Below are 24,879 nucleotides of genomic sequence, written 5' to 3'. Positions count from 1 at the left end.
TGGCGCTGTAGGTTGAGCGCGTGAGCGTGGACACGGAGTTCTGGGCGTCGTTGAACAAGGTGCTCGCGGGCGCGGGCGCCTACATCACCGACCCGCAGGGCAGGGCGCTGCTGGTCAAACCCAACTACCGCGACCACTGGGGTTTCGCGGGCGGCCACGTCGACGAGGGCGAGCATCCGGCGCAGGCCTGCGCCCGCGAGATCGTCGAGGAGCTCGGCATCACGTTGCCCGTCGGCGACCTGCTGGTCGTCCAGTGGGTGGGGCCGCTCGACACCCGCCCCCACCCGCTGGTCAACTTCCTCTTCGACTGCGGCACGATCCCCGCCGACACCCCCATCTCCCTGCAGGCGGAGGAGCTCGACGACTACGGCTTCTTCACCGAGGAGGAGGCCAGGGAACTGCTCCCGCCGTGGGCGGGCGATCGGGTGCCCGCCGCGGCCGCCGCCAGGGCCAGCGGCTGGAGCCGCTACCTTCCTCCCGTCAGCGCCGGCTGATCGGTCAGGAGGGCCGCGGGCAGCGTCACCGCCGCCGTGGTCCCTCCGTACGGCGAGGGCTGCAGCCGCGCCTTGATCCCGCGCCTGGCCGCGAGCCTGGCCACCACGAACAGTCCGAGCCTGTCGCTCTCGGCCAGGTCGAACTCGGGCGGCTCGGCGAGCCTGGCGTTGAGCTGGCTCAGCTCGGCCTCCGGCAGCCCGAGCCCCCGGTCCTCGACGTCGATCTGCAGCCCCTCCGGCACGCTGTGCGCCCGCACGTCCACCCTGGTCTGCGGCGGCGAGAACAGGGTGGCGTTCTCGACCAGTTCGGCCAGCAGGTGCACGACGTCGGTCACGACCGAGCCCGTCACCGCCACGCGGGGCGGCTGCGCCACCTCGACCCTGGCGTACTCCTCGACCTCGGCCACGGCCGCTCTGAGCACGTCCATGACGGGCACCGGGTTGCGCCAGCCGCGCCCCGGCGTCTGGTCCGACAGGATGATCAGGCTCTCGGCGTGCCTGCGCATGCGGGTGGTGAGGTGGTCGAGCTTGAACAGGTCGTCGAGGATGGCGGGGTCCTCGGCCCGCCGTTCCATGCCGTCCAGCTGGAGCAGTTGGCGGTGCAGCAGCGACTGGTTGCGCCTGGCCAGGCTGACGAAGACCTTGCGCACGCCGTCGCGCAGCTTCGCCTGGTCGACGGCCGCCTCGACGGCCGTGGACTGGACGGAGTTGAACGCGTGGACGATGTCGCGCACCTCGGTGGTCTGCGCTCCGGTGTCGAGCGGCTCGACCTCGGGCTTGGCTCCGCCCTTGCGCAGGTGCTCGACGACGCCCGCCAGGCGTACCTCGGCGAAGTCGGTCGCGGCGTCGCGCAGGCCCGCGAGCTCGCGCACCAGCCTGCCGCGGAAGCGCAGGGAGAGCACGATGGAGGCGACGACGGCGAGCAGGCCGACGCCGCCGGCGATGCCGATCTTGATCAGGATGTTCGTGGCGGTCGGGTTGACCCGGTCGACCAGTCCCTGCACGGCCTCGTACTGGTTGCGCTCGACGGCCGCTGCCAGGTCGTCGCCGCGGGACAGCCAGGTGCTGGCCGTGGCGGGCAGTCCGTTGGCGGTGGCCTGGCCGCGGATGGCGTCCTCGATCGCGACGAAGTCACGGTAGACGGCGGAGCCGGTCAGCTGCCGGTAGGCGCCGGCGACGTCCGGGTCGAGGTGGGTGAGGGCCTGGGAGTAGAGGAGGCGGCGCGTGGCCGACATCTCGGTGAACAGCGCCCGGTCCGCCGGGCCCACCTTGCGGACGTCGAGCACGTGCACGATCATCGCCCGCTCCCTGGACAGGAGCTCCTTGGCCTCGCCGAGCATGGTGACGGACCTGGCCAGCCGGTAGAGGACCATGTCGGGCACCAGGATCATCTGGTCGTACATGCGGAAGGAGGCGTCCACGATGTCGCTGTAGGTGGTGATCACCTGGATCGTGTCGATCGAGCGCGCGTCGACGCCTCTCCGGAGCTCGGGCATCCGTTCCAGCACGCCGTTCAGCGCCTTGAGCTGGGTGGCCATCTCCGGTGACACGTTCTCCTGCAGGCTCGCGCGCCGGCGGAAGGCGGCCACGGCGGTGTCGGTCCTGCTGCGCTGGTTGATGAGCTCCCTGTACGGCGCGGCGGAGGAGAGGAACCCGGCCGAGGCCAGCCGTTCGCGCTGGAGCTGGATGTTCATCTGCTCCGACGGGTCCGCCAGGTTCTTGACCAGGCTGTTGATCTCCAGGAGGCGCAGCCCGTCGCCACCGGTCAGCGCGGCCGCGAACGCCCATAGCCCGACCAGCGAGATCAGCGGGACCGACAGCAGGACGAGCAGCTTGAGCGCGATGGGACGACCGGGGCGGGTGAAGCGCCTTTTCATGGTGAGATCGTCTCGCAGATCACACCCCTTTTGGGAGGTTTCCCGTGCGCTTGCCCCGATCAGTGGCTGGATGGACGATCGCCGTCTTCGGTCTCCTGGCCTTCACCCTGGGACTTTTCGGGTTGATCAGGCCGGACGACCTGCTCGGACTCTTGGGGTTCCAGGTGGTCGAGGCGCGTGGTCCCGGTGACTACACGAAGGTCTACATGGCCGCCTCGTCGATGGCCGCGGTCAACATGGGCGTCTACTACATGCTGGCCGCGGCCTCCGACTGGACGCCGTTCTTCCGGTGGACCGTCCCGTTCAGGCTGGTGACGTTCGTGGTGTTCACCACCCTGGTGGTGACGGGCGCCGCGCCCGCCGAGTTCTTCGGTGTGGGGTTGTGGGAGGGGCTCGGCGCCCTGGTCACCGGCCTCGCGTTGTGGCGCGAGGGCAGGCTGGTTCAGAGCTCGTCCGCACGGCGGCCCGCGACCAGGTGATCATCGGGGTGCGGCGCCTGGCGGGGGACCGTACGGGTGTCGTGGGTGGCGGCGACGCCGTCGTCGTGCGGCCTGCCGTCGTTGTCGTGCAGCTTCCTTTCCAGCGCCCGCTTCTCGTCCTCCAGCCTGGCGACCCGGTCGTTCGCCTGGACCCGCGCCTCCCGCAGCTTGCGGCGGTGCAGGACCGATCGGCGCGAACCCGAGCCGATCATCGAGAGGCCGAGGAGCAGGACTCCGGCGGTCGCCGCGCCCACGAGGAAGATCTCCAGGTGGGACGGCTCGAAGGTGTAGCCGAAAATGGTGTAGGTGGTATCGGGTTCCATCGCGACCAGGTAGATGGCCGCGGCTGCGATCAGGACCAGGATCAGACCCAACACGATCAATTGAGCTCACCTCTCTTCAGGGACGGCCCCCCTCTGCCCCTGAATGATGGAGTCATGCGACCAGACACGGGCCAGGTGCTTCACTTCTCCGAAGATCCGACCATCAAGAGGTTCGTCCCCCACGTCGCGAAGACGTCGCGCCAGAGCACGCCGTACGTGTGGGCGGTGCGCGCGGACCGCTGCCCTGACTACTGGTTCCCGCGCCACTGTCCTCGCGCCATGGCCTGGAAGGGGCCGAGGACGCTGGCGCGGGACGTCGAGCGCATCGTGGGCGCGGCGTGCGGCGAGCGCGTGCACGCCATCGAGTACGGCTGGCTCAAGGCGATGATGGAGGTGCGGTTGTACGCCTACCGGCTGCCGGCCGCCGCCTTCGTGCCGATCGGGGAGCCGCCGCACGCGGTGGTCGCCGATGCGCCGGTGGAGCCGCTCGGCCCGCCCGAGCCGGTCCCCGACCTGATCGAGCTGCATGAGGAGGCGGGCATCCAGCTGCGCGTGCTGGACAACCTCTGGCCGTTCTGGAACCAGGTCACGGCCAGCACGATGGAGTTCAGCGGGATACGGCTGAGGAACGCTCGGCGATCAACGAGCTGAGCTCGCCCACCGTCATGGAGCCGGGTGCGCGCCGCTCGCGGGCGGCCCTTCCCGCCTCGCGCTGGAGCACCTCGTTGACCGGTGTCGCCACGCCGTGCAGGCGACCGAGCAGGACGATCTCGCCGTTGAGGTAGTCGGCCTCGATCGAGCCGGTGCCCCTCGCGAGGCTCTGCCAGGAGGAGCCGCCCCCGCGCTCCACTCCCTCGATGGGCATGAGCGCGATGGGCTCACCCTGCTGGTGTTCGATGCCGGCGGCCGCGAGGACCGCGACGCCTTCCGCTCTGGCCTGCTCGAAGAGCTCGGTGATGCCGGGGTCGCGCCCGCACAGCGCCTCCACCGCGTTGCCGAGGTTGCCGAGCAGCTTGCCGTACTTCCACCGCATGACATCGGATACGGCCAGCGCGCCGAACGCGCTCTTGGACAGATCGTCGGCCATCGTTCTGGACAGTTCGTCCACACCCTGTGGATAACGTCCGATGTGGAGCTGACCGGAGAGCGGCGACCCGAAGGCGGCGACCACTCCGGGCTCCATGTGCAGCGCGGGCAGGTAGACGCACATGCCGTAGACCTGCTCGAACCGTCGCAGCACCATCCGCTCGTTCGCCACGCCGTTCTGGGCGCACACCACGGGCGCCTCGCCGGGCCACGACTCCAGTGCGGCGATCGTGTCCTGTGACTTGGTGGCCACCACCAGGACGTCGGCGTCCACGGGCCCTTCGGCGACGGGAACGCTCAGCCGCTCGTCGCAGTCGGGGGTGACCAGGCGCAGGCCCTGCTCTCGTAGTGCCTCGTAGTGCCGTCCCCGGGCGATCAAGGTGACGTCGTGCCCGCTCTGGAAGAGGCGACCGCCGATGGTCCCGCCGACCGCCCCTGCTCCGATCACTGCGTAATGCATGGGTCAAGCATGTCACCGTTCAGAACCGCGGCGCCTTTTCCCCGCTCGCGCCAGATGGTCTTGAGCACCCGCCATCCGTCGCGGACGGCGTGCAGGTTGCTCGCCCCGTGAATCCTGGACCGCTCGTGGCTGGGCACCTCGCGGATGTCCAGCCCCGCCTTGGCGGCCCTGACGTTCATCTGCGTCTCGATCTCGAAGCCGTCGCAGTCGAGCGCCATGGCGTCCAGGTGCCGGGCCCAGAAGGCGTTGTAGCCGTAGCACAGGTCGGTGTAGCTGGTGCCGTACATGCTGTTGGTGATGAAGGTCAGCACCCGGTTGCCGAGCGAGCGGATCGGGCTGATGTCGTCCGAGCCGCCGCCCTCGATGTAGCGGGAGCCCTTGGCGAAGTCGGCGCCGTCGATCAGCGCCTTGACGAACAGGCCTATCTCGCGGCCGTCGGTCGAGCCGTCAGCGTCGATCATGACGATGATGTCGCCCTTGGCGGCGGCGAACCCCTCGGTGAGCGCGTTGCCCTTGCCGCGCCTGGTCTGCGTGACCACACGCAGGTCCGGGCGCAGTCGCTGGGCTACGGCCACCGTTTCGTCGGTGGAGTTGCCGTCAACCAGGATCACTTCGTCGATCCAGGTGGGCAGGGTCGCGAAGACGTGTGGCAGATTGTCGGCTTCGTTCAGTGCGGGGACCACGACACTGACGCTGGGGGCGAAGGGGGCGCTGTTCATGTAACCAAGGTCCACGATCTCGCCTGCAACTCGCTTGACATCCTCTTGCAGCTGGTGATGATCTACCGCATTTCGGCCTTAAATCCATATTTCTGGGGCTCCCGGTGACCTGCGACATCATCTTTTTCGCTCGTTCCAGGACCCCATAGGTAATGATCCACTTGCTGTTCCTTGACTTTCTGCTGGGAATATGCATGGAATCAGCTCCGGGTGGCCGCGGCCCAGCAGTCCAGGAGGCTCGCGGCACCGCCCGAGTCGATCGCCGCGCACGCCCGCTCGTACGCCGCACCCAGGCCCCGCACCCCCTCGCGCCCCGCCGCCACGAGCGCCGCGGCGGCGTTCAGGCAGACGATGTCGCGAACCGGACCCCGAGCCCCTTCGAGCACCTTCCGCGCCACCCCGGCGTTGTGCGCCGCGTCAGCACGTCGGCGCCCGCGGACGACGAGGCCTCGGCGCGCAGTGAACCACCGTCGAGCAGCGTGCCGAGAAGAGCGGGCCAGGTCGTCATATGGGCCTCCGGTCGTACGGACGAGGAGGCCGACCATCGACGACCGCCTCGCGAGGGCGGTCATCGGGCATCGCGCGCGGACCGCCTAGGAGACGGGCCACCAGAAACGCGCGATCATGGCATGACATGCTACCGGCATGTCGGTGCTCTCCCCCTCAGGGCTCCAGCAGGTACGGCGGGCACGTCGTCAAGCGCTGTCTCACCGAGCTGCGCACCGCGTCGGCGAAAGACGGGTGAGGCGGTGGACGCGTTCCCGACGTATCCACAACTGAGAGAAAACTTCGAGCGGAGTTTTGCTCCTGGCGGTCAGAAGCGACAGGCGCCGCCAGGATTAGACTCCCCTTGAATCCCTGCAGGGTTTTTCGAAATGGATCAGACATGGACAAAGAGGCCACAGCGGTGATCTCGGGCGTCGTGGATGTGCGTGACGTCCCGCTGAGCAGTCTGTGTGAGAAAGACCTGTGCGACTCCGAGCTGGCGGGCATGCTGCGCCGCGTCGTCCCCGATACCCCCAGAGTCTCCGTGGCGGCGTTCAACTCCTCCATCTGACGGGAGGGCGGCGATGGTGCCGTTCCGCCAGTTCGTCCTGAAGGTCCACAGCAGGTGCGACCTGGCCTGCGACCACTGCTACGTATACGAGCACGCCGACCAGAGCTGGCGACGGCGGCCCAAGGTGATGTCGCGGGAGACGGTCGCGTGGAGCGCGCTGCGCATCGCCGAGCACGTCAAGAGCCACGCCCTTGACCAGGTCACGGTCGTGCTCCACGGCGGCGAGCCCCTCCTGGCGGGACATGACAGGCTGCAGGCCGTCGCCGAGGCGATCGAGGCGGCGCTGGCCGGAACATGCCGTCTCGACCTCCGGGTCCACACCAATGGGCTGCTGCTCGACGACGACTACCTCGACCTGTTCGAGGAGAAGGGCGTCAAGGTGGGGGTCTCGCTCGACGGCGATCGAGCCGCCCACGACCGCCACAGGCGCTACGCCGACGGCAGGGGCAGCCACGACAGGGTGCTCGGCAGGCTGGCCATGCTGCGGCGGCGCCCGCACCTCTACGCGGGGCTGCTGTGCACGGTCGACGTGGCCAACGACCCGATCGCCGTCTACGAGGCGCTGGCCGAGCAGGCGCCGCCCCGGGTCGACTTCCTGCTCAGGCACGCCACATGGGACGACCCGCCCGGGAGCGGGGCGGGCGACTGGCTCATCGCCGTCTTCGACAGGTGGGTGGCGGACGGCAGGCCGATGGCCGTGCGGCTGTTCGACTCGATCGAGTCGACGTCGCGGGGAGGGCCCAGCATGACCGAGGCGCTCGGCCTCGAACCGAGCGATCTGGTGGTCATCGAGACCGACGGCGCGTACGAGCAGGTCGACTCGCTGAAGGCGGCCTACGACGGCGCGCCTGAGACGGGGCTCGACGTGTTCGGCCACACCCTCGACGAGGTGGCGCTGCATCCGGGGATCGTGGCGCGGCAGCGCGGGATCGACGGGCTCGCGCAGACCTGTCAGAGGTGCCCCGTCGTCGAAAGCTGCGGCGGCGGGCTCTACCCGCACCGCTACAAGGAGGGGAGCTTCGCCAACCCGAGCGTCTACTGCGCCGACCTGCTCAAGCTGATCACGCATGTGCGGGGGCGGCTGCGCCGTACGCACGAGCTGACGTCGGCGCAGCTCGGCGAGCTGGCCGCGGGCCACGGGAGCGCGGAGGCGGTGGCGGCGCTGGCCGCGGGCCAGGCGAGCCTACGCAGGCTGGCGCTGACGAAGGCCGCCGTGCCGGGGCCCGCGTGGCGGCTGTTGACCGGGATCGACGAGGAGCACCCTGCCGCGCTGGCCGCCGTGCTCGACCACCCGTACGTGCGGGCGTGGGCGGTGAGAAGGCTCGCCGGTACGGCGGGCCCCGCCTACCTCGGCAACATCGCCGCGGCGGCCGCTGTCACCGCGGGCGTCACGGCCGAGATCGAGGTCGAGGTGCGCGCGGGCGCCGCGTACCTTCCCGGCCTCGGCGCGCTCACCGGCATGAGCGGCACCCTGGTGCGCGTCGACGGCGGCAGGGCCGAGGCCGAAGGAGCGACGTGGGCGCCGCTGCGGCGGCTCACGGCTGAGGGCATCGACGTGGCGTTGGAGGACCTCGACCCCTACAGGGACTGCCATCAGTGGAGGCCCGCCCCGCGGCTGACCGGCGAGCGGGCGGCGGTGTGGCAGGAGCGGTTCGCCGGGGCCGTCCAGGTGATCGAGCGCGATCATCCCGCCTACCTGCCCGCGATCAGGGCGGGCCTGACGACGCTGACCCCGCTCGACCCCGCCGCGGGCACCGCCAGCTCGGCGGCGAGGCAGGCGTTCGGCGCGGTCGCCACGACGCCGCCGCCCGACGCGGAGACGCTCGCGTTGCTGCTCATGCACGAGTTCCAGCACGTGAAGCTGGGCGGGGTGCTCGACCTGTTCGACCTGTTCGACGAGCGCGAAGCCAGGCTCTTCTACGCGCCGTGGCGCGAGGACCCGCGGCCGCTGGAGGGCCTGCTGCAGGGCGCCTACGCGCACCTGGCCGTCACCGACTTCTGGCGGGGGCGCGATCCCTTCGCCTTCGCCCGCCGGCGCGCGGACACCGCCATGGCCGTGGAGACGCTGCTCGGCGCGGGCACGCTCACCCCGCTGGGCGCGGCGTTCGTGGCGGGCATGCGGGCTGCCGTCGCGCCGTGGCTGGACGAACCGGTGCCCGAGGAGGCCGAGCGCGGCGCGCAGGCGGAACGGGCGGCGCACCGCGGCAGGTTCGGATGACGAGGCGGGAGCTGTCCGCGCAGCTCAGGCGGCTGGGTGTGGCCTCGGGCCAGGTCTTGCTCGTCCACAGCGCGCTGAGCAGGATCGGCGACGTCACGGCGGCGACGGCGGCTGGTGCGCTGCGCGAGGTGGTCGGCCAGGAGGGCACGCTCGTGGTGCCCACGCAGACGGCCGACAACTCCGACACCTCCCGCGAGCACCTGGAGCGGATCGCGGGCATGTCCCCAGGGCAGGTCGCCGCCTTCCGCGCGGCGATGCCCGCCTTCGACCCCCTCACCACCCCTTCCACCGGCATGGGACGGCTCGCCGAGCACATCAGGACCACCGAGGGCGCCGTGCGCAGCGCGCACCCGCAGACCTCGTTCGCCGCGCTGGGCCCTATGGCGGCCAAGCTCATGGACGACCACGCCCGCGACTGCCATCTCGGGGAGCACTCCCCGCTGGCCAGGCTCTACGAGGCCAACGCGTGGATCCTGCTCATGGGCGTCGGCTACACCTCCTGCACGGCGCTGCACCTGGCCGAGTACCGCCTCCCCGACCCGCCGATCAGGACCTACCGATGCGTGGTGGAGGAAGGCTGGTGGGAGTACCAGGACGTCGACCTCCGGGACGCTCACCTGGCGGAGCTCGGCGCCGAACTCGACAAAACGGAATTCTCTCGGAAAGGCGGCATTGGACGGGCAGAATGTCGTCTGCTGCCTCTTGCGTCGGCGGTGGATTTCGCAGTGAATTGGCTTGCCGTGAAATAGAAAGGAGGCGGGTTGCCCGAATCCCCGTACTTCTTTCTGAGCTACCGGCGCAACGACGTGAGCGACCTCTGGGTCGCTCGATTCTTCAAGCACGTGTCCGACGACGTGCGCGCGGTGGCCAACGTCGAGCAACCCGGCTTCATGGACAGGCAGGTGCCCGTCGGCGGCATCTGGCCCGCTCACGTCTCCCAGGCGCTGTCCACCTGCAGGGTGTTCGTGCCCGTCTACTCGATGACCTACTTCGACAGCGAGCACTGCGGCAAGGAGTGGGGCGCGTTCAGCCGGCGCTGCGGTCCGGGATCCGAGGCGATCCTGCCGGTGTTGTGGGCGCCCCTGTACGACACGGTGGTGCCCGAATGCGCGGGCATTCTCAACTACGAGCATGTGGCCTTCGGCAAGGAGTACGCCAGAAGCGGCATCTACGGCGTCATGAAACTGCGCCGCTTCCGCGAGGCGTACAAGGAGGGCGTCTGGTGGCTGGCGCGCAGGATCATCGAGGTCGGCAGGACCGTGGAGGTCCCCTACCAGTCCATCCCCGACTACCGCGACCAGCCGAACGCGTTCGCGACTGTCGAGACCGGCAGGCCGTACCACGTGACGGTGGTCGCGCCGAGCCTCGGCGCGCTGCCCGGTGACCGGGACCCCGGCTTCTACGGCAGGTCGCCGCTCGACTGGAACCCCTTCGCGGGACCCGGCACGCTCGCCGAGGCGGCGGCCGAGGTCGTCAGGCGGCAGGGCCTGCGGCCCGTCGTCGGCACGCTGGACGAGCACGCGGGCCACGACGGCGAGCAGGGCGTCGTGCTGCTCGACCCGTGGGCGCTGGCCGACAAGGGGGTACGCGAGGCGGTGGCGGAACTGACGGTTCCTGTGCTCGTGCCGTGGCACGACGGCGACGTCCAGAGCGCGTCGGAGCGCGGGCGGCTGGAGGGCACGCTGCGCGAGACGGTCGAGGCCAGGCCGATCTCCGATCTGGACGCGCTGGCCGAGCTGATCAGGCAGGCGGAGTGGCGGCGGCTGCGCGAGGCCCCCGGATATCCACCGCCTGGCCCTTCGAGCGAGAAGCCGAGGTTGAGCGGCCCCGAGGAGTGGTCATGAGCGAGGGCAGGATCATCACGTTCTACTCCTACAAGGGCGGCACGGGACGCACGATGGCGCTGGCCAACGTGGCCTGGATCCTGGCCGCCAACGGCAGGAAGGTGCTGGCGCTCGACTGGGACCTCGAATCGCCTGGCCTGCACAGGTTCTTCCACCCCTTTCTCGACGCCGGGGTGATCAGCGCGACGCCCGGCGTCATCGAGCTGATCACCGACTACGCCTTCGCCGCCCTTCAGCCGGTCGAGCGCGCGCCCGACTGGCACCTGGAGTACACCCAGGTGCTGCCGAGGGCGGTCTCGCTGGAGTACGACCACTTCCCCGGCAGCGGCACCATCGACTTCATCTCGGCGGGACGTCAGAACCGCGACTACTCCTCGCTGCTGTCCACCTTCGACTGGGACAACTTCTACGAACGGCTCGGCGGCGGCGTCTTCCTCGACGCGCTGCGGGCCGACATGCGCCGCCACTACGACTACGTGCTGATCGACAGCCGCACCGGGCTCAGCGACATCGCCGACATCTGCACCGTGCACTTTCCCGACACGCTCGTCGACTGCTTCACGCTCAGCGACCAGAGCATCGACGGCGCGGCGGCCGTGGCCAGACACATCGACCAGCGCTACCGCGACAGGGGCATCAGGATCCTGCCGGTCCCGATGCGCATCGAGTCGGGCGAGAAGAAGAAGCTCGACGCGGGGCGGGCGCTGGCGCGCAGACGCTTCGCCGGGTTCCCCAAGGGCGCGAACGCCGAGGAGTACTGGGCCACCATCGAGATCCCTTACGTGCCCTTCTACGCCTACGAGGAGACGCTGGCCACCTTCGGCGAGGTGGCCACCTCGCCCTCCTCGATCCTGGCGGCGTACGAGCGGCTGACCTCCGCGCTCACCGACGGCGACGTCAGCGGGCTGCCGCCGGTCACCGACGAGGTGCGCGCCCACGTCCTGTCGCTGTTCGAGCGCAGGCCGCCCGACCTCGAGGAGGAGGGGACGCTGGCGCTCAGCTATGTCCCCGAGGACAGGATGTGGGCCGACTGGGTGGCCGCGCTGCTGCGCAGGAGCGGCATGAAGGTCGTGGTCGTCAGCGCCGACCTGCCCGAATGGGAGCAGACGCTGTCCGGCGCGGCCAGGGTCGCCGCCCTCGTCTCGCCCGCCTACCAGCGCTCGCCCAGGACCAGGCACTTCCTCGACGAGCAGCCGTCCTATGTGGCGATCAGGGTCGGCGACCTGCCCACCGAGGAGGGCGTCCGCATCGACCGGCTCGTCGAGAGCGAGGCGGCGCAGGTGCTGCTGCAGGTCTTCGGCAGGACGGGGCAGGCGCCCGAGCACCCCGCCGAGCCCGCCCCGATCGGCCCCCGCTACCCCGGCACGCCGCCGAGGGTGTGGAACCTGCCGCCGCGCAACGCCGCCTTCACCGGGCGCGCGGCCGTGCTGGAGGAGCTGCGCAACCAGCTCGTCGGCACGGGACAGGCGGTCGTCCTGCCCATGGCCCTGTACGGCCTCGGCGGCGTCGGCAAGACCCAGGTCGCGCTGGAGTACGCCTACCGCTTCATGGCCGACTACGACCTCGTGTGGTGGGTGTCGGCGGAGGAACCCGCGGGCATCTCCGACAACTTCCTCGACGAGCTCGCCCCCAGGCTCGGGATCAAGCCGGAGGAGGCCACGGTCAAGGCGGTGCTGGAGAGCCTGCGGCGCGGCGAGCCGTACCAGAGGTGGCTGTTGATCTTCGACAACGCCACCGAGCTGGCCGAGCTGGCCGATCATCTGCCCGTCGGGGCCGCGGGGCACGTGCTGATCACCTCGCGCAACCCCGCGTGGTCGAGCGTGGCCGCGCCCCTGGAGGTGGATGTGTTCAGCAGGGACGAGAGCGTGGAGCACCTGCGCGGCCAGGTACAGGGCCTGCCGGAGAGTGACGCGGAGAAGGTGGCCACGGCGCTGGGCTTCCTGCCGCTGGCCGTCGACCAGGCGGGCGCGTGGCTGCGCGAGACCGGCATGCCCGCGGGCGACTACGTCGAGCTGCTCGAAAGCGAGCTGACCAGGGCGCTGCCCACCTTCAGAGGGCCCAAGCCGGTCGCCGCCACCTGGAACGTCTCGCTCGAGCAGCTCATGCGCCGCTCGCCTGCCGCGGTGCGGCTGCTGCAGCTGTGCGCGTTCTTCTCGGCCGACCCGATCTCGATGACCATGATCTACAGCGACGAGATGGTGCGGCTGCTACGCGAGCACGACGACAGCCTGCGCGAGAAGCTCATGCTCGGCAGCGTGATCAGGGAGATCAGCAGGTTCGCGCTCGCGAGGGTGGACCAGAGCGACAACACCATCCAGGTGCACCGTCTGGTGCAGGCCGTCATCCGCAGCCAGATGGACGACGAGGCACAGACCCGCGCCTGTCACGACGTGCACACCGTGCTCGTCGGCGCGCGCCCGCGCCAGGGCGACGTGGACGACCCGGAGAACTGGCCCCGCTACAGCCTGATCTGGCCGCATCTGACCGCCTCGCGGGCGGCCGAGTGCGGCGACGAGGACACCCGCCAGCTCCTCATCGACTCCGTCCGATACTCCTGGAAGCGCGGCAACTTCGACCGCGCGCTGGAGCGCGGCCGCCAGTTGGAGCGGGCCTGGCTCGACGCGCACGGGCGGGACCACTGGCAGACGCTGTACCTGCGCTTCCACCTGGCCAACGTGCTCAGGTCGCAGGGCCGCTACAAGGCGGCGAAGGAAGAGGACGAGCAGGTCGTGGCCATGCAGCGGACCACGCTCGGCGAGCGGCACCCGCACACGCTCATGACCTCGGGCAGCCTCGCCGCCGACCTGCGCGGCCTGGGCGAGTTCAGGCAGGCGCTCACGCTCGACCAGAACACCTACGCCCAGTTCAAGGAGCTGTTCGGCGAGGAGCACCCGCGCACGCTCGCCGCCGCCAACAACCTGGCCGTCTCCTACCGGCTGGTCGGCGACTGCTTCTCGGCCAGGCGGATCGACCAGGAGACGCTGGAGCGGCGAAAGGCGGTGCTCGGCGCCGCGCATCCGTACACGCTCTTCTCCCAGGCCAACCTGGCGCGCGACCACAGGGAGGCCGGCCAGTTCCAGCTGTCGGTCGAACTGCTGCGCGACACGCTGGAGAAGTACAAGGACGTACTGGGCGACGACTTCCTCGACACGTTGCGCACCGCCAAGAGCCTGGCCGTCTCGCTGCGCAAGGCGGGGGAGCAGACCGAGGCGCTGGAGCTGGCCAAGGAGACCTACGACCGTTACGTCCTGCACTATCCGGCTTCGCCGGAGACGAGGGCGGCCGAGCTGGAGTACGCCTGCTGCCTCTCGGCGCTGGACGACAAGCCGCAGGCGCGGCGGATCGCCACGGGGATCCTCGCCGACTTCCGTGCAAGCCTGGGCGCCACCCACCCCTACACGCTCGTCGTGGCCAACAACCTCATCACCTACCTGCGCGGCACGGGCGACGTGCGGGAGGCCTACGAGCTGGGCGAGGAGACCATGGAGGCCTTCAGGGTACGGCTGGCCGCCGATCACCCCTTCGCCCTGTCGTGCGCCGTCAACCACGCCAACTGCCTGGGCGACCTCGGCGACCTCGCCGCCGCGGAGACGCTCGAACGCGACACCGCCGCTCTGCTCAAGAGCGTCCTCGGCCCGCTGCACCCCGACACGCTCGCCTGCCGGGCCAACCTCGCCATCACCCTGCACTCGACGGGTCAGCAGCGCGAGGTCATCGGCCTGATGAGGGACGTGCTGGGCGGCGACCACCCCAACATCGAGTCGCTGCGCGAATGGCGGCGCATCAACAGGGATCTCGAACCGCAGCCGACGTGACGAGCCAGCGCAGCACGTCGGGAAGCACCGACAGCGCGCCGAAGTGCGCCGCGCCGGGCTCCACGGCCATGACGGAGCCGGGGATCCGCTCGCCGAGCCAGCGGCAGTGCGCGACGGGCGAGAACACGTCGTCCTCGCCGTGCCACAGCAGCGTCGGTGTCTCGATCACCGCGGGGTCGAAGCCCCACGGGCCGATGAAGGCCATGGCGTCGTCCACCCAGCCGTCCGCGGAGTGGCGCAGGCCCTCGGCGAAGTTGCGCCACAGCATCTTCCTGATGCCGTCGTCGGCCACCACCCTGCGGTCGGCCTCGGGCAGTTCGTGGAACAGGCCCGCGACGAGCTGGGCGGGGTTGGCCCTGATCCGCTCGGCCGCCCGGCCCAGGCGTTCGGCGATCACGTCGTAGCCGGCGGAGGCGGCGCTGTACTCGACCACGTTCGACTCGGCCATCCCGTCGAACCAGTCGAGGCCCTCGGCGGTGCGCGGCGCGAGCCCGACGAGCACCGCGGCCTTCGAGGTCCGCTCGGGCAGCAGGGCGGCGCAGGCGAGGGCGTGCGGCCCGCCGCCCGACCTGCCGACGACGGCGAACGTGCCTAGGCCGAGCGCGTCGGCGACCGCGCTGACGTCGTCGACCGCGTCGCTGACCCGCCGCCCGCGCGCGGGATCGGACCCTCCGTAGCCGGGGCGGTCGAAGGTGATGAGCCGGACGCCGAGCCGGTACAGGACAGAGGCCCTCGGCCTGGGGCCCAGCCTGCTGCCCGGCGTGCCGTGCAGCAGGAAGACGGGGTGGCCGCTGGGGGACCCCCATTCTTCGACGGCGAGTTTCCGGCCTCGGGGAGTGCGCACGATCGTCGTCACAGCTGGGTTTATGCCCAGAATTCAAGGGCAGTCGTAAGCTGGAATAAACGGTCTAACCACTCTAAATATGGATAATTCGCGACACCCGGGGAGGCATGATCATGGGGAAGAGCGAAAAGGCCAAGGGCAAGATCGAAGAGACGAAGGGCAAGATCAAGGAGCGCCTGGGCGACGCGACCGACAACGAGTCGATGCAGGCAAAGGGGAAGGTCCAGAAGGCCAAGGGCAATCTCCGGCAGGCCGGCGAGAAGGTGAAGGACGCCTTCAAGAAGTGACCCGCAAGGCCGGTTCCGAAATCTCGGAACCGGCCTTTCACGTGTTTCAGGGGAGCGGGTCCCACGACAGGGTGGCCTCCACCCTGCGGTGGTCGGACAGCAGGCCGGACGAGGCTGAGCCAGGGGTCCTGTACTGGACGGTCACGGTCTCCGCGGGCGAGTCCCAGTATTCGGTCTGGAACAGAACGTCGTCGATCTTCACGGGGGTGTAGTCGGGGTCGCAGGCGACGGTGGCCGGCGGCAGGGCGTTCGTGGGGACGCCGAGGACGTGGCAGAACGTGGGCAGGTTCTCGGCGGCACCCGCCTCGCGGAAGTGGAACCTCAACGGAGTGGTCCCCGGCAGCTGGTAGTCGGAGAAACCGAAGTAGTTGCGCCAGGTCTGGACCTGCGCGGCCCGCTGCTGGATCGCCGGATACGAGGTGAACGCGGGTTCGTCGAGCCGGTTGTTCATGTCGCCCGCGAGGACCAGCGGGGCGTAGTGGCCGTTCTCATCGGGAACCATGAGGTTCTCCTCGATCCTGGCGCGGATCACGCTGGCCTGGCAGTGCCTGATGTCCTCACCCGCCCATCCGCTGCTCTTGGGCAGGCAGAAGGAGGACCAGCCGTTGTCCATCCTGGAGGTGTCCACGACCCCACCGGTGGGGTCCAGGTGGGTGGTGCAGGCCTGCGAGTGCTGCAGCCGTATGGGGGAGGTCTCCACCGGAAGCCACGTGTGCAGGCAGTACAGCTTGTAGAGGGCACCGTCGCCACGGACGAAGCTGGGCAGGTCCCAGGTGGTCCCCTCCCACGCGTCGCGGCGGGTCAGGATCGCCGAGCCGATCGCCAGGTGGCAGGTCCCCGCCGCGTAGCAGGGTTCCGAGGTCCCCCGCAGCCCGAGGCACCTGGTGTACTTCAGGCTGTTGGCCTCGGTGACGAAGCCCCAGCCCTTGATCTGGTATCCGTTCGCGTCCAGCGGCTTGAGCGCGTCGCGCAGGGCGGTGAACTGGTCGTAGCAGAGCTCGCTGAGCGAGATCACGTCAGGTCGGGTCTGCCGGGCGGTGGCGGCGACGGAGTCCACGGGGACCCTGGAGCCCTTCCACCACTCGCCGCCGGCGAGGTTGAGATGCATGACCTTCGGTCGCGCAGGTACGGCCGCGGCCGCCGGCGACGAGGTCAGGCATAACGGGAGTAAGAGCACAACGAACAGCAGAATTCTGCGCATGGCGCACCTTTCGGGGGAGGACTCAGCCCTTGCTGCCGGTGGTCGCGATGCCTTCGATGATCTGTTTCTGCAGGATGGCGAAGATGACGATCACGGGCGCTGTCGCCAGCAGCGCGCCCGCCATGACGGTCGGGTACTCGACGTTGTGCTGGCCGCTGAGCGTGGCCAGGCCGGCGGAGAGCGTCGTGCTCTCGGGATCGGTGGTGACGATGAGCGGCCACAGCAGGTCGTTCCACGACCACAGCAGGGTCAGGACGGCCAGCGCGAGCAGCCCTGGACGGCTGAGCGGCAACAGGACCCGCCAGTAGCGGCGCAGCGGGCCGCACCCGTCGATCTCGGCCGCCTCGTCCAGCTCGCGCGGTAGCCCCGCGAAGAACTGGCGCAGCATGAACGTGCCGAAGGCGCTGAACATCCCCGGCACGATCAGCGCCGCCATCGAGTTGAGCCAGCCCAGCCGCTGCACGATGAGGAACTGCGGGATGACGAACAGCTGCGCCGGCACCATCAGCACGACCAGGAACAGCCCGAAGAAGAACCGCCGCCCTGGGAACTCCAGGCGTGCGAAGGCGAAGGCCGCCAGCGAGCAGATGACCAGCTGCGCCACGGTACGGCCGGCCGCCATCAGTGCCGTGTTGACGAACTGACGGCCCAGCGGAACCAGCTCGAAGACCCTGGTGTAGCCGGAGGCGTCCCAGGTGGCGGGCAGCAGCGAAGGCGGCACCCGCACCGAGTCGGGATAGGTCTTGAACGAGGTGAGGAGCTCCCAGACGAACGGTCCCACCACCAGGACCGCGCCCAGGGCCAGCACCGCGTAGGAGACGACAAGGGCGCTCCGGCGGCTAGCCACGGTGCACCCACCTGCGCTGGAGCCGGAACTGCAGGACGGTCAGCAGCCCGATGACCGCGAACAGCAGGACGGCGATGGCGGCGCCGTACCCGGGATCGTTCTGGACGAAGGACTTCTGATAGAAGAGGTGCACGACCGTCTGGGTGGCCGGCAGCGCGGGGCTGCCCGGCGGCATCATCAGGTAGACCAGGTCGAACATCTGCAGCCCGTTGATGATCGTGATGACGGAGACGAAGAAGACGGTCGGGCTGATCATCGGCACGGTGACCGACACGAACTGCCTGACCGTTCCCGCGCCGTCGATGGCGGCGGCCTCGTAGAGCTGCCTGGGCACGGTCTGCAGCCCGGCCATCAGGATGACCAGGTTGTAGCCGAAGCCCATCCAGACGCCGACCGCTGCCAGCGCGAACATCGCGGTGCCGGGATCGGACGCCCACGACGGGCCCGCCACGCCCACCGTCGCCAGCGCCTGGTTCACCAGTCCGAAGTCGCCGTTGTAGAGGTACTGCCACAGCAGGGCGACCGCGCTCGGCATCGTGACGACCGGCAGGAAGTACAGCGTGCGGAACAGGCCGCGGCCGCGCAGCTTCCGTTGGTCGAGCAGGACGGCGAACACCAGCGCCAGAGGCACGCCCAGGAGGACCAGGCCGGTGTAGGCCAGGCTGTTGCGGAGCGCGGCCCAGACCTTCTCGTCCGCCAGCAGCCGCAGGTAGTTGTCCAGCCCCGTCCAGGTGCTGTCGCCGAACGGCCCCCACGCGGTGAAGCCGAAGTAGAACGTCTGCAGCATCGGCCACAGGTAGAACACCGCCAGCCCGAGGCCGAGCGGGGCGATCATGAGCAGCCCCCACCTGGCCTCCGTCGTCCTGCGGAGGGAGCGGCGCCCGCCAGGGGGAGCGGACTCCCCGCGGGGCCTGGTGAGCGGCTGAGCGGTGGTCGTCATCGTTCGGCGCCGAGCGCGCTGTTCATGGTGGCGGCGAGCGTGGCGGCCGCCTGCTCAGGGGTGACCTCGCCGGTCCACGCCTTGGCGAGCACCGGCATCTCCTCGTCCATCCAGGCGGGGGTGTTCTTGGAGCCGGGCCAGGGGAAGGAGACGTCGAGCTGGTCGATGAAGATCTTCAATTTGAACTGCGGGGCGGCGTCGATCCACGCCTGCTGGGTGCCGGAGTAGGCGGGGATGACCGAGCCGGCCTTGCCGACGATGTCGGCGGCCTCCTTGCCGCCGAGGAAGTCGACGAACTTCGTGGCGGCCTCCTGGTGGGCGGACTTGGCCGACACGACGTTGGCCACGCCGTGGGTGACGACCGCCTTGGTCTTGCCCGCCGGCAGTGGGGCGACGTCCACGGTGTCCTTGGTGGAGGGGTTCTTGTTGAACCGGCCCGCGTACCAGCTGCCGCCGTAGTACATGGCGACCTTGCCCGACTCGAACATCACGGTCGGCTCGGTGTCCGTCATCTGCTGCTGGGTCGGGGAGACGCCGTTCTTGACGAGGTCGGTCCAGAACCTGATGCCCTCGATGGTGGCGGGCTGGTCGTAGCCCGACTTGGTGCCGTCGGGGGACAGGACGTAGCCGCCTGCCTGGGCGATGGTGTTGTAGAACCCGGCCTGGTTGTTGAGGGCGGCGGCGATGCCGTAGACGCTGCCGTCGGCCTTGGTGAGCTTCTTGGCGGCGGACTGCACGTCGGCCCAGGTCCACGACGCGTCGGGGTACTTCACGCCGGCGGCGTCGAACAGCTTCTTGTTGTACCAGAGGCCGATCGTGTCGAAGTCCTTCGGCAGGCCGTACGTGGTGCCCTCGTAGGTGTAGAGGTCGACCAGCGCCTTGGGGTAGACCGACAGGTCCCGCTTGTCGGTGAGCGGGAGCAGCATGCCGTTGGAGGCGTAGAGCTTGATGTTGGAGCCGTTCATCCAGAACACGTCGGGCGCGACGCCGCCGGTGGCGGCGGCCTTCAGTTTGGCCCAGTAGTCGTCCCAGCCGGTCGTCTGGATCTTGATCTTGATGCCGGGGTTGGCCTTGGTGAATGCCGCAGCGACCTGTTCGAGGGCCGGCTGCTGGTCGACGTCCCAGATCCCGTAGGTGATCTCGACGGGACCTGCGGAGTCGCTTGAGCCGCTGCCGCCGCAGCCGGCGAGCGCTGTCACCAACGCGCCGGCGATCAGGCATGACAGGCGTCCAGCCATGGGGGCCTCCGTGAGGGATACTTTCGAGGTTTTGCATCGTAAGTATGGACACGGAGCAATAATCGTCAAGAGTTAGTCATAAAGTCGTGCTCGCTCCAGCGGGTCGTCGGCGGACAGCAGCAGCGCGTTGACCTCGTCGATCGCCATGCACGCGGCGCCCAGCACCACACAGTTCTCGCCCAAGGCCGACAGGCGCAGCTCCGGCATCCGCAGGCAGAGGGACTCCAGGGCGCGGCGCACCGGCTCCAGCAGCACGTCGCCCGAGCGGGAGAAGCCGCCGCCCAGCACGACCAGTTCGGGGTCGACGGTGAGCACCATGGCCGCCGCGCCCACCGCCAGGTCGCCCGCGTAGCGCTCCACCGCCTCGACCGCTTCGGGATCGCCGTTCCTCGCCGCGCCGAAGACCAGGCCCGCCACCTGGTCGGGCGGCGCGTCGGCGAACGAGGGCAGCCCCTCCAGGTGCTCGCCCATGCGCAGCCAGCGCACCGCCTCCAGCAGGCCCACCTCGCCCGCCCCGCCGCCGAACCCGTGGTGGAGCCTGCCGTCGAGGATGAGCGCGGCGCCGGGCCGCCTGCCGACGTGCAGGTAGACCAGGTCGCGCACGTCGCGGGCCACGCCCATCCGCTGCTCGGCCAGCGCGGCCAGCTTGCTGTCGTTGGCGACCAGGACGGGCGCGTCGAACGACGCCTTGAAGTGCGCGGTCAGGTCCACGCCCGCCCAGTCGGGTATCGAGTGGACGGTGGTCACCCGGCCCTTGCGGTTCACCACGCCCACCGTCCCCACGGTGACCGCCCAGATGTCCCGGGGGGTCAGGCCGGCCATCGACAGGCAGGCGGCGGTGGCACGGTCCACGGCGGCCAGCCGCTCGCGGCGCGGGACGTCAGGGCTCACGGAGGTCCTGCCGCTGGCCACGACCTCGCCGTTCAGATCGGTGATCGCGGCCAGGACCTTGTGCACGCCGATGTCGACGCCGAGCACATGCCCCGCGTCGAAGCGGAAGCGGTAGCGGCGCGCGGGCCTGCCCATGGCGCCCTGCGCGGGCGGCACCTCGGCGACCCAGCCGCGTTCGCGCAGGTCGGCGACCACCTCGACGGCCGAGGCCCTGGACAGCCCCGTCTTCTTCGACAGCTCGGCGACCGTCAGCGGCGCCGCCCCTCGCAGCGCCCGGAGACAGGCCAGCGAGTTGAGCTGGCGCAGCCTCTGGAGATCTCCTCCGCCGACTTCCACGGTTCACCTCTTGACGTTGTCGCGTTCCTGGGAACTAATGATGAAGTCCATTATTAGTCACCACGCCAGGGGAGAAACAGTGGTCGTCAATCTTGCGGTGGTCGGCGCGGGCATGCGGGGCCTGCGCTACGCCCGCGAGGCGGTGCGGACAGGCAGCGGCAGGGTGGTCGCCGTGGCCGAGCCGGATCCCGAGCGGCGGCGGGCGTTCGCCGCGGAGTTCGGCGTCCCTGCGGACGGGGTCTTTGTGGGCTGGGCCGAGCTGGCCGCGGTCGACCGGCTGGCCGACGCGGTGGTGATCGCGACCCAGGACCGGATGCACGCGGGACCCGCCGTCGCCTTCGCGCGGCTGGGCTACCACATCCTGCTGGAGAAGCCGATGGCCCCCGAGGAGGAGGACGCCAGGGCGATCGTGGCGGCCGTGCGGGAGAGCAAGGTCATCTTCGCGGTCGGCCACGTCATGCGCTACACGCCCTACACCCGCGCGATCAGGGGCGTCCTCGACTCGGGCGTGCTCGGCCGGCTGGCGAGCGTGCAGCATCTGGAGCCCGTGGGCTGGTGGCACCAGGCCCACTCCTTCGTCCGCGGAGCGTGGCGGCGCGCGGACGAGTCGGGGCCGATGCTGCTCACCAAGTCCTGCCACGACATGGACTGGCTGCTGCACATCGTCGGCCTGCGCCCGGCCAGGGTCTCCTCGTTCGGGAGCCTGTCGCACTTCAGGCCCGAGAACCGGCCGGAGAACGCGGGCGAGCGCTGCGTCGACTGCGCGGCCGAACCCGGCTGCCCCTACTCCGCGACCCGCCTCTACCTCGGCTGCCTCGGCGACCCCTCCGCCGAGTTCTGGCCGCTGTCGGCGGTCACCACCGACCCCACCCCTTCGGGTGTCATCGCGGCACTGACCACGGGCCCGTACGGCAGGTGCGTCTACGCGTGCGACAACGACGTGGTGGACCACCAGGTGGTGAACATCGAGTTCGAGGGCGGCGTCACCGCGTCGTTCACGATGACCGCCTTCACTCCGATGGAGCACCGCCGCACCCGGCTGTTCGGCAGCCACGGCCACCTGGAAGGCGACGGCAGGACGATCAGGGTCGTGGACTTCCGCACCGGCGTCGAGGAACAGATCGACGCCTACGCGGGCGGGGCTTCGATGGCGGGCGGGCACGGCGGCGGTGACGAGGGCCTGACCGCCGCGTTCCTGGCCGCGGTCGCCGCGGGCGACCAGAGCGTGCTGGAGTGCGACCCTGACGAGGCGCTCGACGGTCACCTGCTGACGTGGGCGGCCGAGCGGGCCCGCGAGACGGGAACGGTGCAGGCGCTGTGATCCCCCGACCGCTGCACGCAGCCCCGGCCGACGGGCGGTTCGTCCTCGGCGAGGACACCGCGCTGCACGCCGACCCCGGGTTCGACCGGGCCGCCCGCTGGCTGCGCGGCGTGCTCGGCGCCGCCACAGGATTCGCGCTCCCGCCGGGGCCAGGCGGCATCGAACTGCGCCGCGACGACCTTCTGGGCGAGGAGGAGTACCGCCTCGCCGTACGGCCGGACCGGGTCACGATCGACGCGGGCGGACCCGCGGGCGCCTTCTACGGCGCGCAGACGCTGCGGCAACTCCTCCCCGCCGACGCCTTCAGAGCGGGCAGGACCGCGACGGGCCCGTGGACCGTCCCCGCCGTGACCGTCGAGGACCGGCCCCGCTTCGCGTGGCGTGGCGTGCTCATCGACGTCGCCCGCAGGTTCCTGCCCAAGAACGAGCTGCTGCGCTACATCGACCTGCTGGCCATGCACAAGCTCAACGTCCTGCACCTGCACCTCACCGACGACCAGGGGTGGCGGCTGGAGATCAGGCGCTACCCGCTGCTGGCCGACGTCGGCGGCTGGCGGACCGAGTCGCCCGTCGGGTCGGTCGTCCACGGGACCTACGACGGGCGCCCGCACGGCGGCTACTACACGCAGGACGACATCAGGGAGATCGTCGCCTACGCGGCCGACCGGTTCGTCACCGTCGTGCCCGAGATCGACCTGCCAGGGCACGCCCAGGCGGCCATCGCCGCCTACCCGGAGCTGGGCAACCTCGCCGAGCCGCTCCCCGTCAGGACCGAGTGGGGGGTCGGCGAGAACACCCTCAACGTGGCGGACGGGACCATCGCCTTCTTCCAGGCGGTGCTGGACGAGGTCCTGGAGTTGTTCCCCGGCGACTACGTCTGCGTCGGCGGGGACGAGGCGCCCAAGAGTCAGTGGCGCGACAGCGTCGAGGCCAAGGAGCGCATGCGGGAGCTGGGGCTGCGCGACGAGGACGAGCTGCAGAGCTGGATGATCGGGCAGTTCACCGAGTACCTGCTGGCCAGGGGGCGCAAGCCGTACGGGTGGGACGAGATCCTCGAAGGCGGGCCGCCGCGCGGCACGACCGTGGCGGCCTGGCGGGGGTGGTACGGCGCCGTGACCGCGGCCAGGCTCGGCCACGACGTGGTGGTGTGCCCGTTCACCGAGCTGTACCTCGACTTCCGCCAGTCGGCCGACCCCGCCGAGCCCGTCCCCATCGGCAGCATCACCACCCTGCGGGACGTGTACGAGGTCGAGCCCGTCCCGCCCGGCCTCACCCCCGACGAGGCCGAGCGGATCATCGGCGCGCAGGCCAACCTGTGGACCGAGCACATCGACTCGCCCCGGCTGCTGGACTACATGGCCTTCCCCCGCCTGGCCGCCTTCGCCGAGGTCGTCTGGGGACCTCGCGAGCGGGACTTCACCGGCTTCGAGGAGCGCCTCCGCGCCCACGAACGCCGCCTGGACGCGGTAGGCGTCGAATATCGGCCCGCCACCGGCCCCCGCCCCTGGCAGTCCCGCCCCGACGCCCCCGGGCGTCCCCGCACCCGCGCCGAGATCGACGAGGAGGTGGCCGCCTGGACGGCCAACATCGTCTCCAGGTACGGGGCGCCCTGACGGGGCCGGGTCAGCAGCCGCCGAGCTCGCAGAGCTTGGCGGCCATCCGCTGGGCGTCCGCCAGGTGCTGAGCCATCGTCCGCTGCGCCTTCGCCACGTTGTGGTGGTCCCAGTAGAGGGCCACCGCGGCGCCCTTCCGCACCGCGACGAACTTCTGCGTCTGCGAGGTCGGGTCGCTCTTCGTGGGCTTGACCGTGCGCGAGCCGGTGACCGCACCGTCCCCGATCGCCGGTTGCGTGATCTTGATGTCGTCGCAGCGCTCCATGCGCTCGCGGATCTGCTTCAGCATCTTCCCCGCCCGGTCGGCGTCGGCGAACAGGAAGACCTGCTCCCCCCACTTCGAGTCGGTCTTCTCCCCGCCGCCGATCTCCGGGTCGTAGGAGACGTCCCTGCGGTCGATCCAGCCCGCGAGCCTGGCGTTGTCGCACTGGAGATTCTCGACCTCGATCAGGTCGCGGTTCTCGCCCTCGTTGACGTACCAGTGCTCGCCCTTGACGTCCTTGCGCGCTTCCTTCTCGTACTGCAGGAAGTTCTTCGGAATCGACGTGCTCTCCGCTGCGGCGGGCTGGGTCGTGAGCGCCCCCGCCACCGCGACCCCCGCCAGTACCAGTGCGATCCGCATCGTTGTGCCTCCCCGTTATGTGGATCTTTACGGGGATTTAGATGGCACGGTCCGGTGAAAGGTTCAGTCCTCGGGAAGGAGCGTCCCGAGCGGTCCGAGGTCGAGGTTGAGATCGGCTGGAGTCAGCCCGAACCGCTCGCACAGCTCCGTCATGGCCTCCTCCAGCCGCATCAGCGTCAGGCCGAGCACCTCGATCTGCTCGTCCGACAGGTCTCCCTGCTCCATCCGCCGCACGGACTGGCGCTCCACCAGCTGCCTGACGAGCTCGACGAGAGTGAGCACCAGCCGAGAGAGATCGCGCTCCATGGCCTCGGCATCGGTCTCGATGCGCAGCCTGCTCGTTCGTGCCGGTCGGCCGGCCTCCATC

At 70.0% G+C, this 24,879-nt stretch carries 24 protein-coding genes; 11 read left to right on the top strand and 13 right to left on the bottom strand.

Annotation, left to right across the window (positions count from 1 at the left end; all coding sequences use genetic code 11):
- Positions 1 to 20 precede the first annotated feature (20 nt).
- Positions 21 to 494: an NUDIX hydrolase gene (locus tag AB0B45_RS12645; RefSeq protein ID WP_358129108.1), complete on the top strand. Its 474-nt coding sequence runs from the start codon at positions 21 to 23 to the stop codon at positions 492 to 494.
- Here AB0B45_RS12645 and AB0B45_RS12640 read toward each other — a convergent pair.
- Positions 467 to 2,371, bottom strand: coding sequence for a nitrate- and nitrite sensing domain-containing protein (locus AB0B45_RS12640; RefSeq protein ID WP_358129105.1), 1,905 nt, complete (start codon positions 2,369 to 2,371; stop codon positions 467 to 469). The genes AB0B45_RS12645 and AB0B45_RS12640 overlap by 28 nt on opposite strands.
- A 44-nt stretch (positions 2,372 to 2,415) precedes the next feature.
- Here AB0B45_RS12640 and AB0B45_RS12635 point away from each other — a divergent pair, with 44 nt between their 5' ends.
- On the top strand, positions 2,416 to 2,850 hold the full coding sequence (locus AB0B45_RS12635; RefSeq protein ID WP_358129102.1) for a hypothetical protein: 435 nt from the start codon (positions 2,416 to 2,418) through the stop codon (positions 2,848 to 2,850).
- On the opposite strand, the gene AB0B45_RS12630 is transcribed toward AB0B45_RS12635, so the two are convergent.
- Complete coding sequence (locus tag AB0B45_RS12630; protein ID WP_358129099.1) at positions 2,814 to 3,233, bottom strand: hypothetical protein; 420 nt, start codon at positions 3,231 to 3,233, stop codon at positions 2,814 to 2,816. The genes AB0B45_RS12635 and AB0B45_RS12630 overlap by 37 nt on opposite strands.
- 54 nt (positions 3,234 to 3,287) lie before the next feature.
- Between AB0B45_RS12630 and AB0B45_RS12625 the strand changes: the two genes are divergently transcribed.
- Positions 3,288 to 3,824: a DUF6886 family protein gene (locus AB0B45_RS12625; RefSeq protein WP_358129097.1), complete on the top strand. Its 537-nt coding sequence runs from the start codon at positions 3,288 to 3,290 to the stop codon at positions 3,822 to 3,824.
- On the opposite strand, the gene AB0B45_RS12620 is transcribed toward AB0B45_RS12625, so the two are convergent.
- The 3 genes from AB0B45_RS12620 to AB0B45_RS12610 all read right to left on the bottom strand — a co-directional run bounded on the left by AB0B45_RS12620 (position 3,781) and on the right by AB0B45_RS12610 (position 5,836).
- The gene (locus tag AB0B45_RS12620; protein WP_358129094.1) at positions 3,781 to 4,719 is read right to left on the bottom strand and encodes a ketopantoate reductase family protein; all 939 of its coding nucleotides are present in this window, start codon (positions 4,717 to 4,719) and stop codon (positions 3,781 to 3,783) included. The genes AB0B45_RS12625 and AB0B45_RS12620 overlap by 44 nt on opposite strands.
- On the bottom strand, positions 4,704 to 5,438 hold the full coding sequence (locus AB0B45_RS12615; protein WP_358129091.1) for a glycosyltransferase family 2 protein: 735 nt from the start codon (positions 5,436 to 5,438) through the stop codon (positions 4,704 to 4,706). The genes AB0B45_RS12620 and AB0B45_RS12615 overlap by 16 nt, the downstream gene beginning before the upstream one ends.
- Before the next feature lie 200 nt (positions 5,439 to 5,638).
- Complete coding sequence (locus AB0B45_RS12610; protein WP_358129089.1) at positions 5,639 to 5,836, bottom strand: hypothetical protein; 198 nt, start codon at positions 5,834 to 5,836, stop codon at positions 5,639 to 5,641.
- A 488-nt stretch (positions 5,837 to 6,324) separates the two neighbouring features.
- Between AB0B45_RS12610 and fxsA the strand changes: the two genes are divergently transcribed.
- The 5 genes from fxsA to fxsT are packed head-to-tail and all read left to right on the top strand — an operon-like array spanning position 6,325 to position 14,372.
- Positions 6,325 to 6,495 carry an FxSxx-COOH cyclophane-containing RiPP peptide gene (fxsA, locus tag AB0B45_RS12605; protein WP_358129086.1) on the top strand — a complete coding sequence of 57 codons (171 nt, stop codon included), beginning with the start codon at positions 6,325 to 6,327 and terminating at the stop codon, positions 6,493 to 6,495.
- Between the two features lie 13 nt (positions 6,496 to 6,508).
- Positions 6,509 to 8,713: an FxsB family cyclophane-forming radical SAM/SPASM peptide maturase gene (locus AB0B45_RS12600; RefSeq protein WP_358129083.1), complete on the top strand. Its 2,205-nt coding sequence runs from the start codon at positions 6,509 to 6,511 to the stop codon at positions 8,711 to 8,713.
- Complete coding sequence (locus AB0B45_RS12595) at positions 8,710 to 9,462, top strand: AAC(3) family N-acetyltransferase (RefSeq protein WP_358129080.1); 753 nt, start codon at positions 8,710 to 8,712, stop codon at positions 9,460 to 9,462. Before AB0B45_RS12600 ends, AB0B45_RS12595 begins: the two co-directional genes overlap by 4 nt.
- A 12-nt stretch (positions 9,463 to 9,474) precedes the next feature.
- On the top strand, positions 9,475 to 10,557 hold the full coding sequence (locus tag AB0B45_RS12590; RefSeq protein ID WP_358129077.1) for a TIR-like protein FxsC: 1,083 nt from the start codon (positions 9,475 to 9,477) through the stop codon (positions 10,555 to 10,557).
- A complete protein-coding gene (gene fxsT, locus AB0B45_RS12585; RefSeq protein ID WP_358129075.1) occupies positions 10,554 to 14,372 on the top strand; it encodes an FxSxx-COOH system tetratricopeptide repeat protein in 3,819 nt (1,272 codons plus the stop codon). The genes AB0B45_RS12590 and fxsT overlap by 4 nt, the downstream gene beginning before the upstream one ends.
- Here the strand turns inward: fxsT and AB0B45_RS12580 are convergent.
- Entirely contained in the window at positions 14,341 to 15,228 is an 888-nt protein-coding gene (locus AB0B45_RS12580) for an alpha/beta hydrolase (RefSeq protein WP_358129071.1), read from the bottom strand. The genes fxsT and AB0B45_RS12580 overlap by 32 nt on opposite strands.
- A 101-nt stretch (positions 15,229 to 15,329) precedes the next feature.
- Here AB0B45_RS12580 and AB0B45_RS12575 point away from each other — a divergent pair, with 101 nt between their 5' ends.
- The gene (locus AB0B45_RS12575) at positions 15,330 to 15,503 is read left to right on the top strand and encodes a CsbD family protein (RefSeq protein ID WP_358129068.1); all 174 of its coding nucleotides are present in this window, start codon (positions 15,330 to 15,332) and stop codon (positions 15,501 to 15,503) included.
- 46 nt (positions 15,504 to 15,549) lie between these two features.
- Here AB0B45_RS12575 and AB0B45_RS12570 read toward each other — a convergent pair whose 3' ends face one another.
- The 5 genes from AB0B45_RS12570 to AB0B45_RS12550 all read right to left on the bottom strand — a co-directional run bounded on the left by AB0B45_RS12570 (position 15,550) and on the right by AB0B45_RS12550 (position 20,956).
- Entirely contained in the window at positions 15,550 to 16,704 is a 1,155-nt protein-coding gene (locus tag AB0B45_RS12570; RefSeq protein WP_358129065.1) for a hypothetical protein, read from the bottom strand.
- Between the two features lie 22 nt (positions 16,705 to 16,726).
- Positions 16,727 to 17,551 (bottom strand): carbohydrate ABC transporter permease, encoded by an 825-nt coding sequence (locus AB0B45_RS12565; RefSeq protein ID WP_358129063.1) that lies wholly within the window; start codon positions 17,549 to 17,551, stop codon positions 16,727 to 16,729.
- Positions 17,544 to 18,491, bottom strand: a complete 948-nt coding sequence (locus AB0B45_RS12560; protein WP_358129060.1) for a sugar ABC transporter permease — start codon at positions 18,489 to 18,491, stop codon at positions 17,544 to 17,546. The genes AB0B45_RS12565 and AB0B45_RS12560 overlap by 8 nt, the downstream gene beginning before the upstream one ends.
- Positions 18,488 to 19,729 carry a sugar ABC transporter substrate-binding protein gene (locus AB0B45_RS12555; protein ID WP_358129057.1) on the bottom strand — a complete coding sequence of 414 codons (1,242 nt, stop codon included), beginning with the start codon at positions 19,727 to 19,729 and terminating at the stop codon, positions 18,488 to 18,490. Before AB0B45_RS12555 ends, AB0B45_RS12560 begins: the two co-directional genes overlap by 4 nt.
- Before the next feature lie 72 nt (positions 19,730 to 19,801).
- Complete coding sequence (locus tag AB0B45_RS12550) at positions 19,802 to 20,956, bottom strand: ROK family transcriptional regulator (RefSeq protein WP_358129054.1); 1,155 nt, start codon at positions 20,954 to 20,956, stop codon at positions 19,802 to 19,804.
- Positions 20,957 to 21,035: 79 nt separating this feature from the next.
- Here AB0B45_RS12550 and AB0B45_RS12545 point away from each other — a divergent pair, with 79 nt between their 5' ends.
- Positions 21,036 to 22,277 carry a Gfo/Idh/MocA family oxidoreductase gene (locus tag AB0B45_RS12545; RefSeq protein ID WP_358129051.1) on the top strand — a complete coding sequence of 414 codons (1,242 nt, stop codon included), beginning with the start codon at positions 21,036 to 21,038 and terminating at the stop codon, positions 22,275 to 22,277.
- Entirely contained in the window at positions 22,274 to 23,890 is a 1,617-nt protein-coding gene (locus tag AB0B45_RS12540; RefSeq protein ID WP_358129048.1) for a beta-N-acetylhexosaminidase, read from the top strand. The genes AB0B45_RS12545 and AB0B45_RS12540 overlap by 4 nt, the downstream gene beginning before the upstream one ends.
- 10 nt (positions 23,891 to 23,900) lie before the next feature.
- On the opposite strand, the gene AB0B45_RS12535 is transcribed toward AB0B45_RS12540, so the two are convergent.
- Together AB0B45_RS12535 and AB0B45_RS12530 are read right to left on the bottom strand one after the other, a co-directional pair.
- Positions 23,901 to 24,512: a hypothetical protein gene (locus AB0B45_RS12535; RefSeq protein ID WP_358129045.1), complete on the bottom strand. Its 612-nt coding sequence runs from the start codon at positions 24,510 to 24,512 to the stop codon at positions 23,901 to 23,903.
- Positions 24,513 to 24,575: 63 nt separating this feature from the next.
- Complete coding sequence (locus tag AB0B45_RS12530) at positions 24,576 to 24,878, bottom strand: gas vesicle protein K (protein ID WP_358129042.1); 303 nt, start codon at positions 24,876 to 24,878, stop codon at positions 24,576 to 24,578.
- Position 24,879: the final 1 nt, after the last annotated feature.

The sequence above is a fragment of the Nonomuraea sp. NPDC049152 genome, from assembly GCF_040648355.1.
Lineage (GTDB): Bacteria > Actinomycetota > Actinomycetes > Streptosporangiales > Streptosporangiaceae > Nonomuraea.
The sequence above is the reverse complement of the archived record's forward strand: the minus strand, read 5'-3'. Positions and strand labels throughout refer to the sequence as shown.

What these genes read in the sequence shown, in the direction of transcription:
- AB0B45_RS12555 (WP_358129057.1), bottom strand. Translation starts at nt 19,729, where the DNA reads ATGGCTGGACGCCTGTCATGCCTGATCGCCGGCGCGTTGGTGACAGCG.
- fxsT (WP_358129075.1), top strand. Translation starts at nt 10,554, where the DNA reads ATGAGCGAGGGCAGGATCATCACGTTCTACTCCTACAAGGGCGGCACG.
- AB0B45_RS12625 (WP_358129097.1), top strand. Translation starts at nt 3,288, where the DNA reads ATGCGACCAGACACGGGCCAGGTGCTTCACTTCTCCGAAGATCCGACC.
- AB0B45_RS12560 (WP_358129060.1), bottom strand. Translation starts at nt 18,491, where the DNA reads ATGACGACCACCGCTCAGCCGCTCACCAGGCCCCGCGGGGAGTCCGCT.
- AB0B45_RS12595 (WP_358129080.1), top strand. Translation starts at nt 8,710, where the DNA reads ATGACGAGGCGGGAGCTGTCCGCGCAGCTCAGGCGGCTGGGTGTGGCC.
- AB0B45_RS12615 (WP_358129091.1), bottom strand. Translation starts at nt 5,438, where the DNA reads ATGAACAGCGCCCCCTTCGCCCCCAGCGTCAGTGTCGTGGTCCCCGCA.
- AB0B45_RS12535 (WP_358129045.1), bottom strand. Translation starts at nt 24,512, where the DNA reads ATGCGGATCGCACTGGTACTGGCGGGGGTCGCGGTGGCGGGGGCGCTC.
- AB0B45_RS12640 (WP_358129105.1), bottom strand. Translation starts at nt 2,371, where the DNA reads ATGAAAAGGCGCTTCACCCGCCCCGGTCGTCCCATCGCGCTCAAGCTG.
- fxsA (WP_358129086.1), top strand. Translation starts at nt 6,325, where the DNA reads ATGGACAAAGAGGCCACAGCGGTGATCTCGGGCGTCGTGGATGTGCGT.
- AB0B45_RS12620 (WP_358129094.1), bottom strand. Translation starts at nt 4,719, where the DNA reads ATGCATTACGCAGTGATCGGAGCAGGGGCGGTCGGCGGGACCATCGGC.
- AB0B45_RS12530 (WP_358129042.1), bottom strand. Translation starts at nt 24,878, where the DNA reads ATGGAGGCCGGCCGACCGGCACGAACGAGCAGGCTGCGCATCGAGACC.
- AB0B45_RS12570 (WP_358129065.1), bottom strand. Translation starts at nt 16,704, where the DNA reads ATGCGCAGAATTCTGCTGTTCGTTGTGCTCTTACTCCCGTTATGCCTG.
- AB0B45_RS12575 (WP_358129068.1), top strand. Translation starts at nt 15,330, where the DNA reads ATGGGGAAGAGCGAAAAGGCCAAGGGCAAGATCGAAGAGACGAAGGGC.
- AB0B45_RS12600 (WP_358129083.1), top strand. Translation starts at nt 6,509, where the DNA reads ATGGTGCCGTTCCGCCAGTTCGTCCTGAAGGTCCACAGCAGGTGCGAC.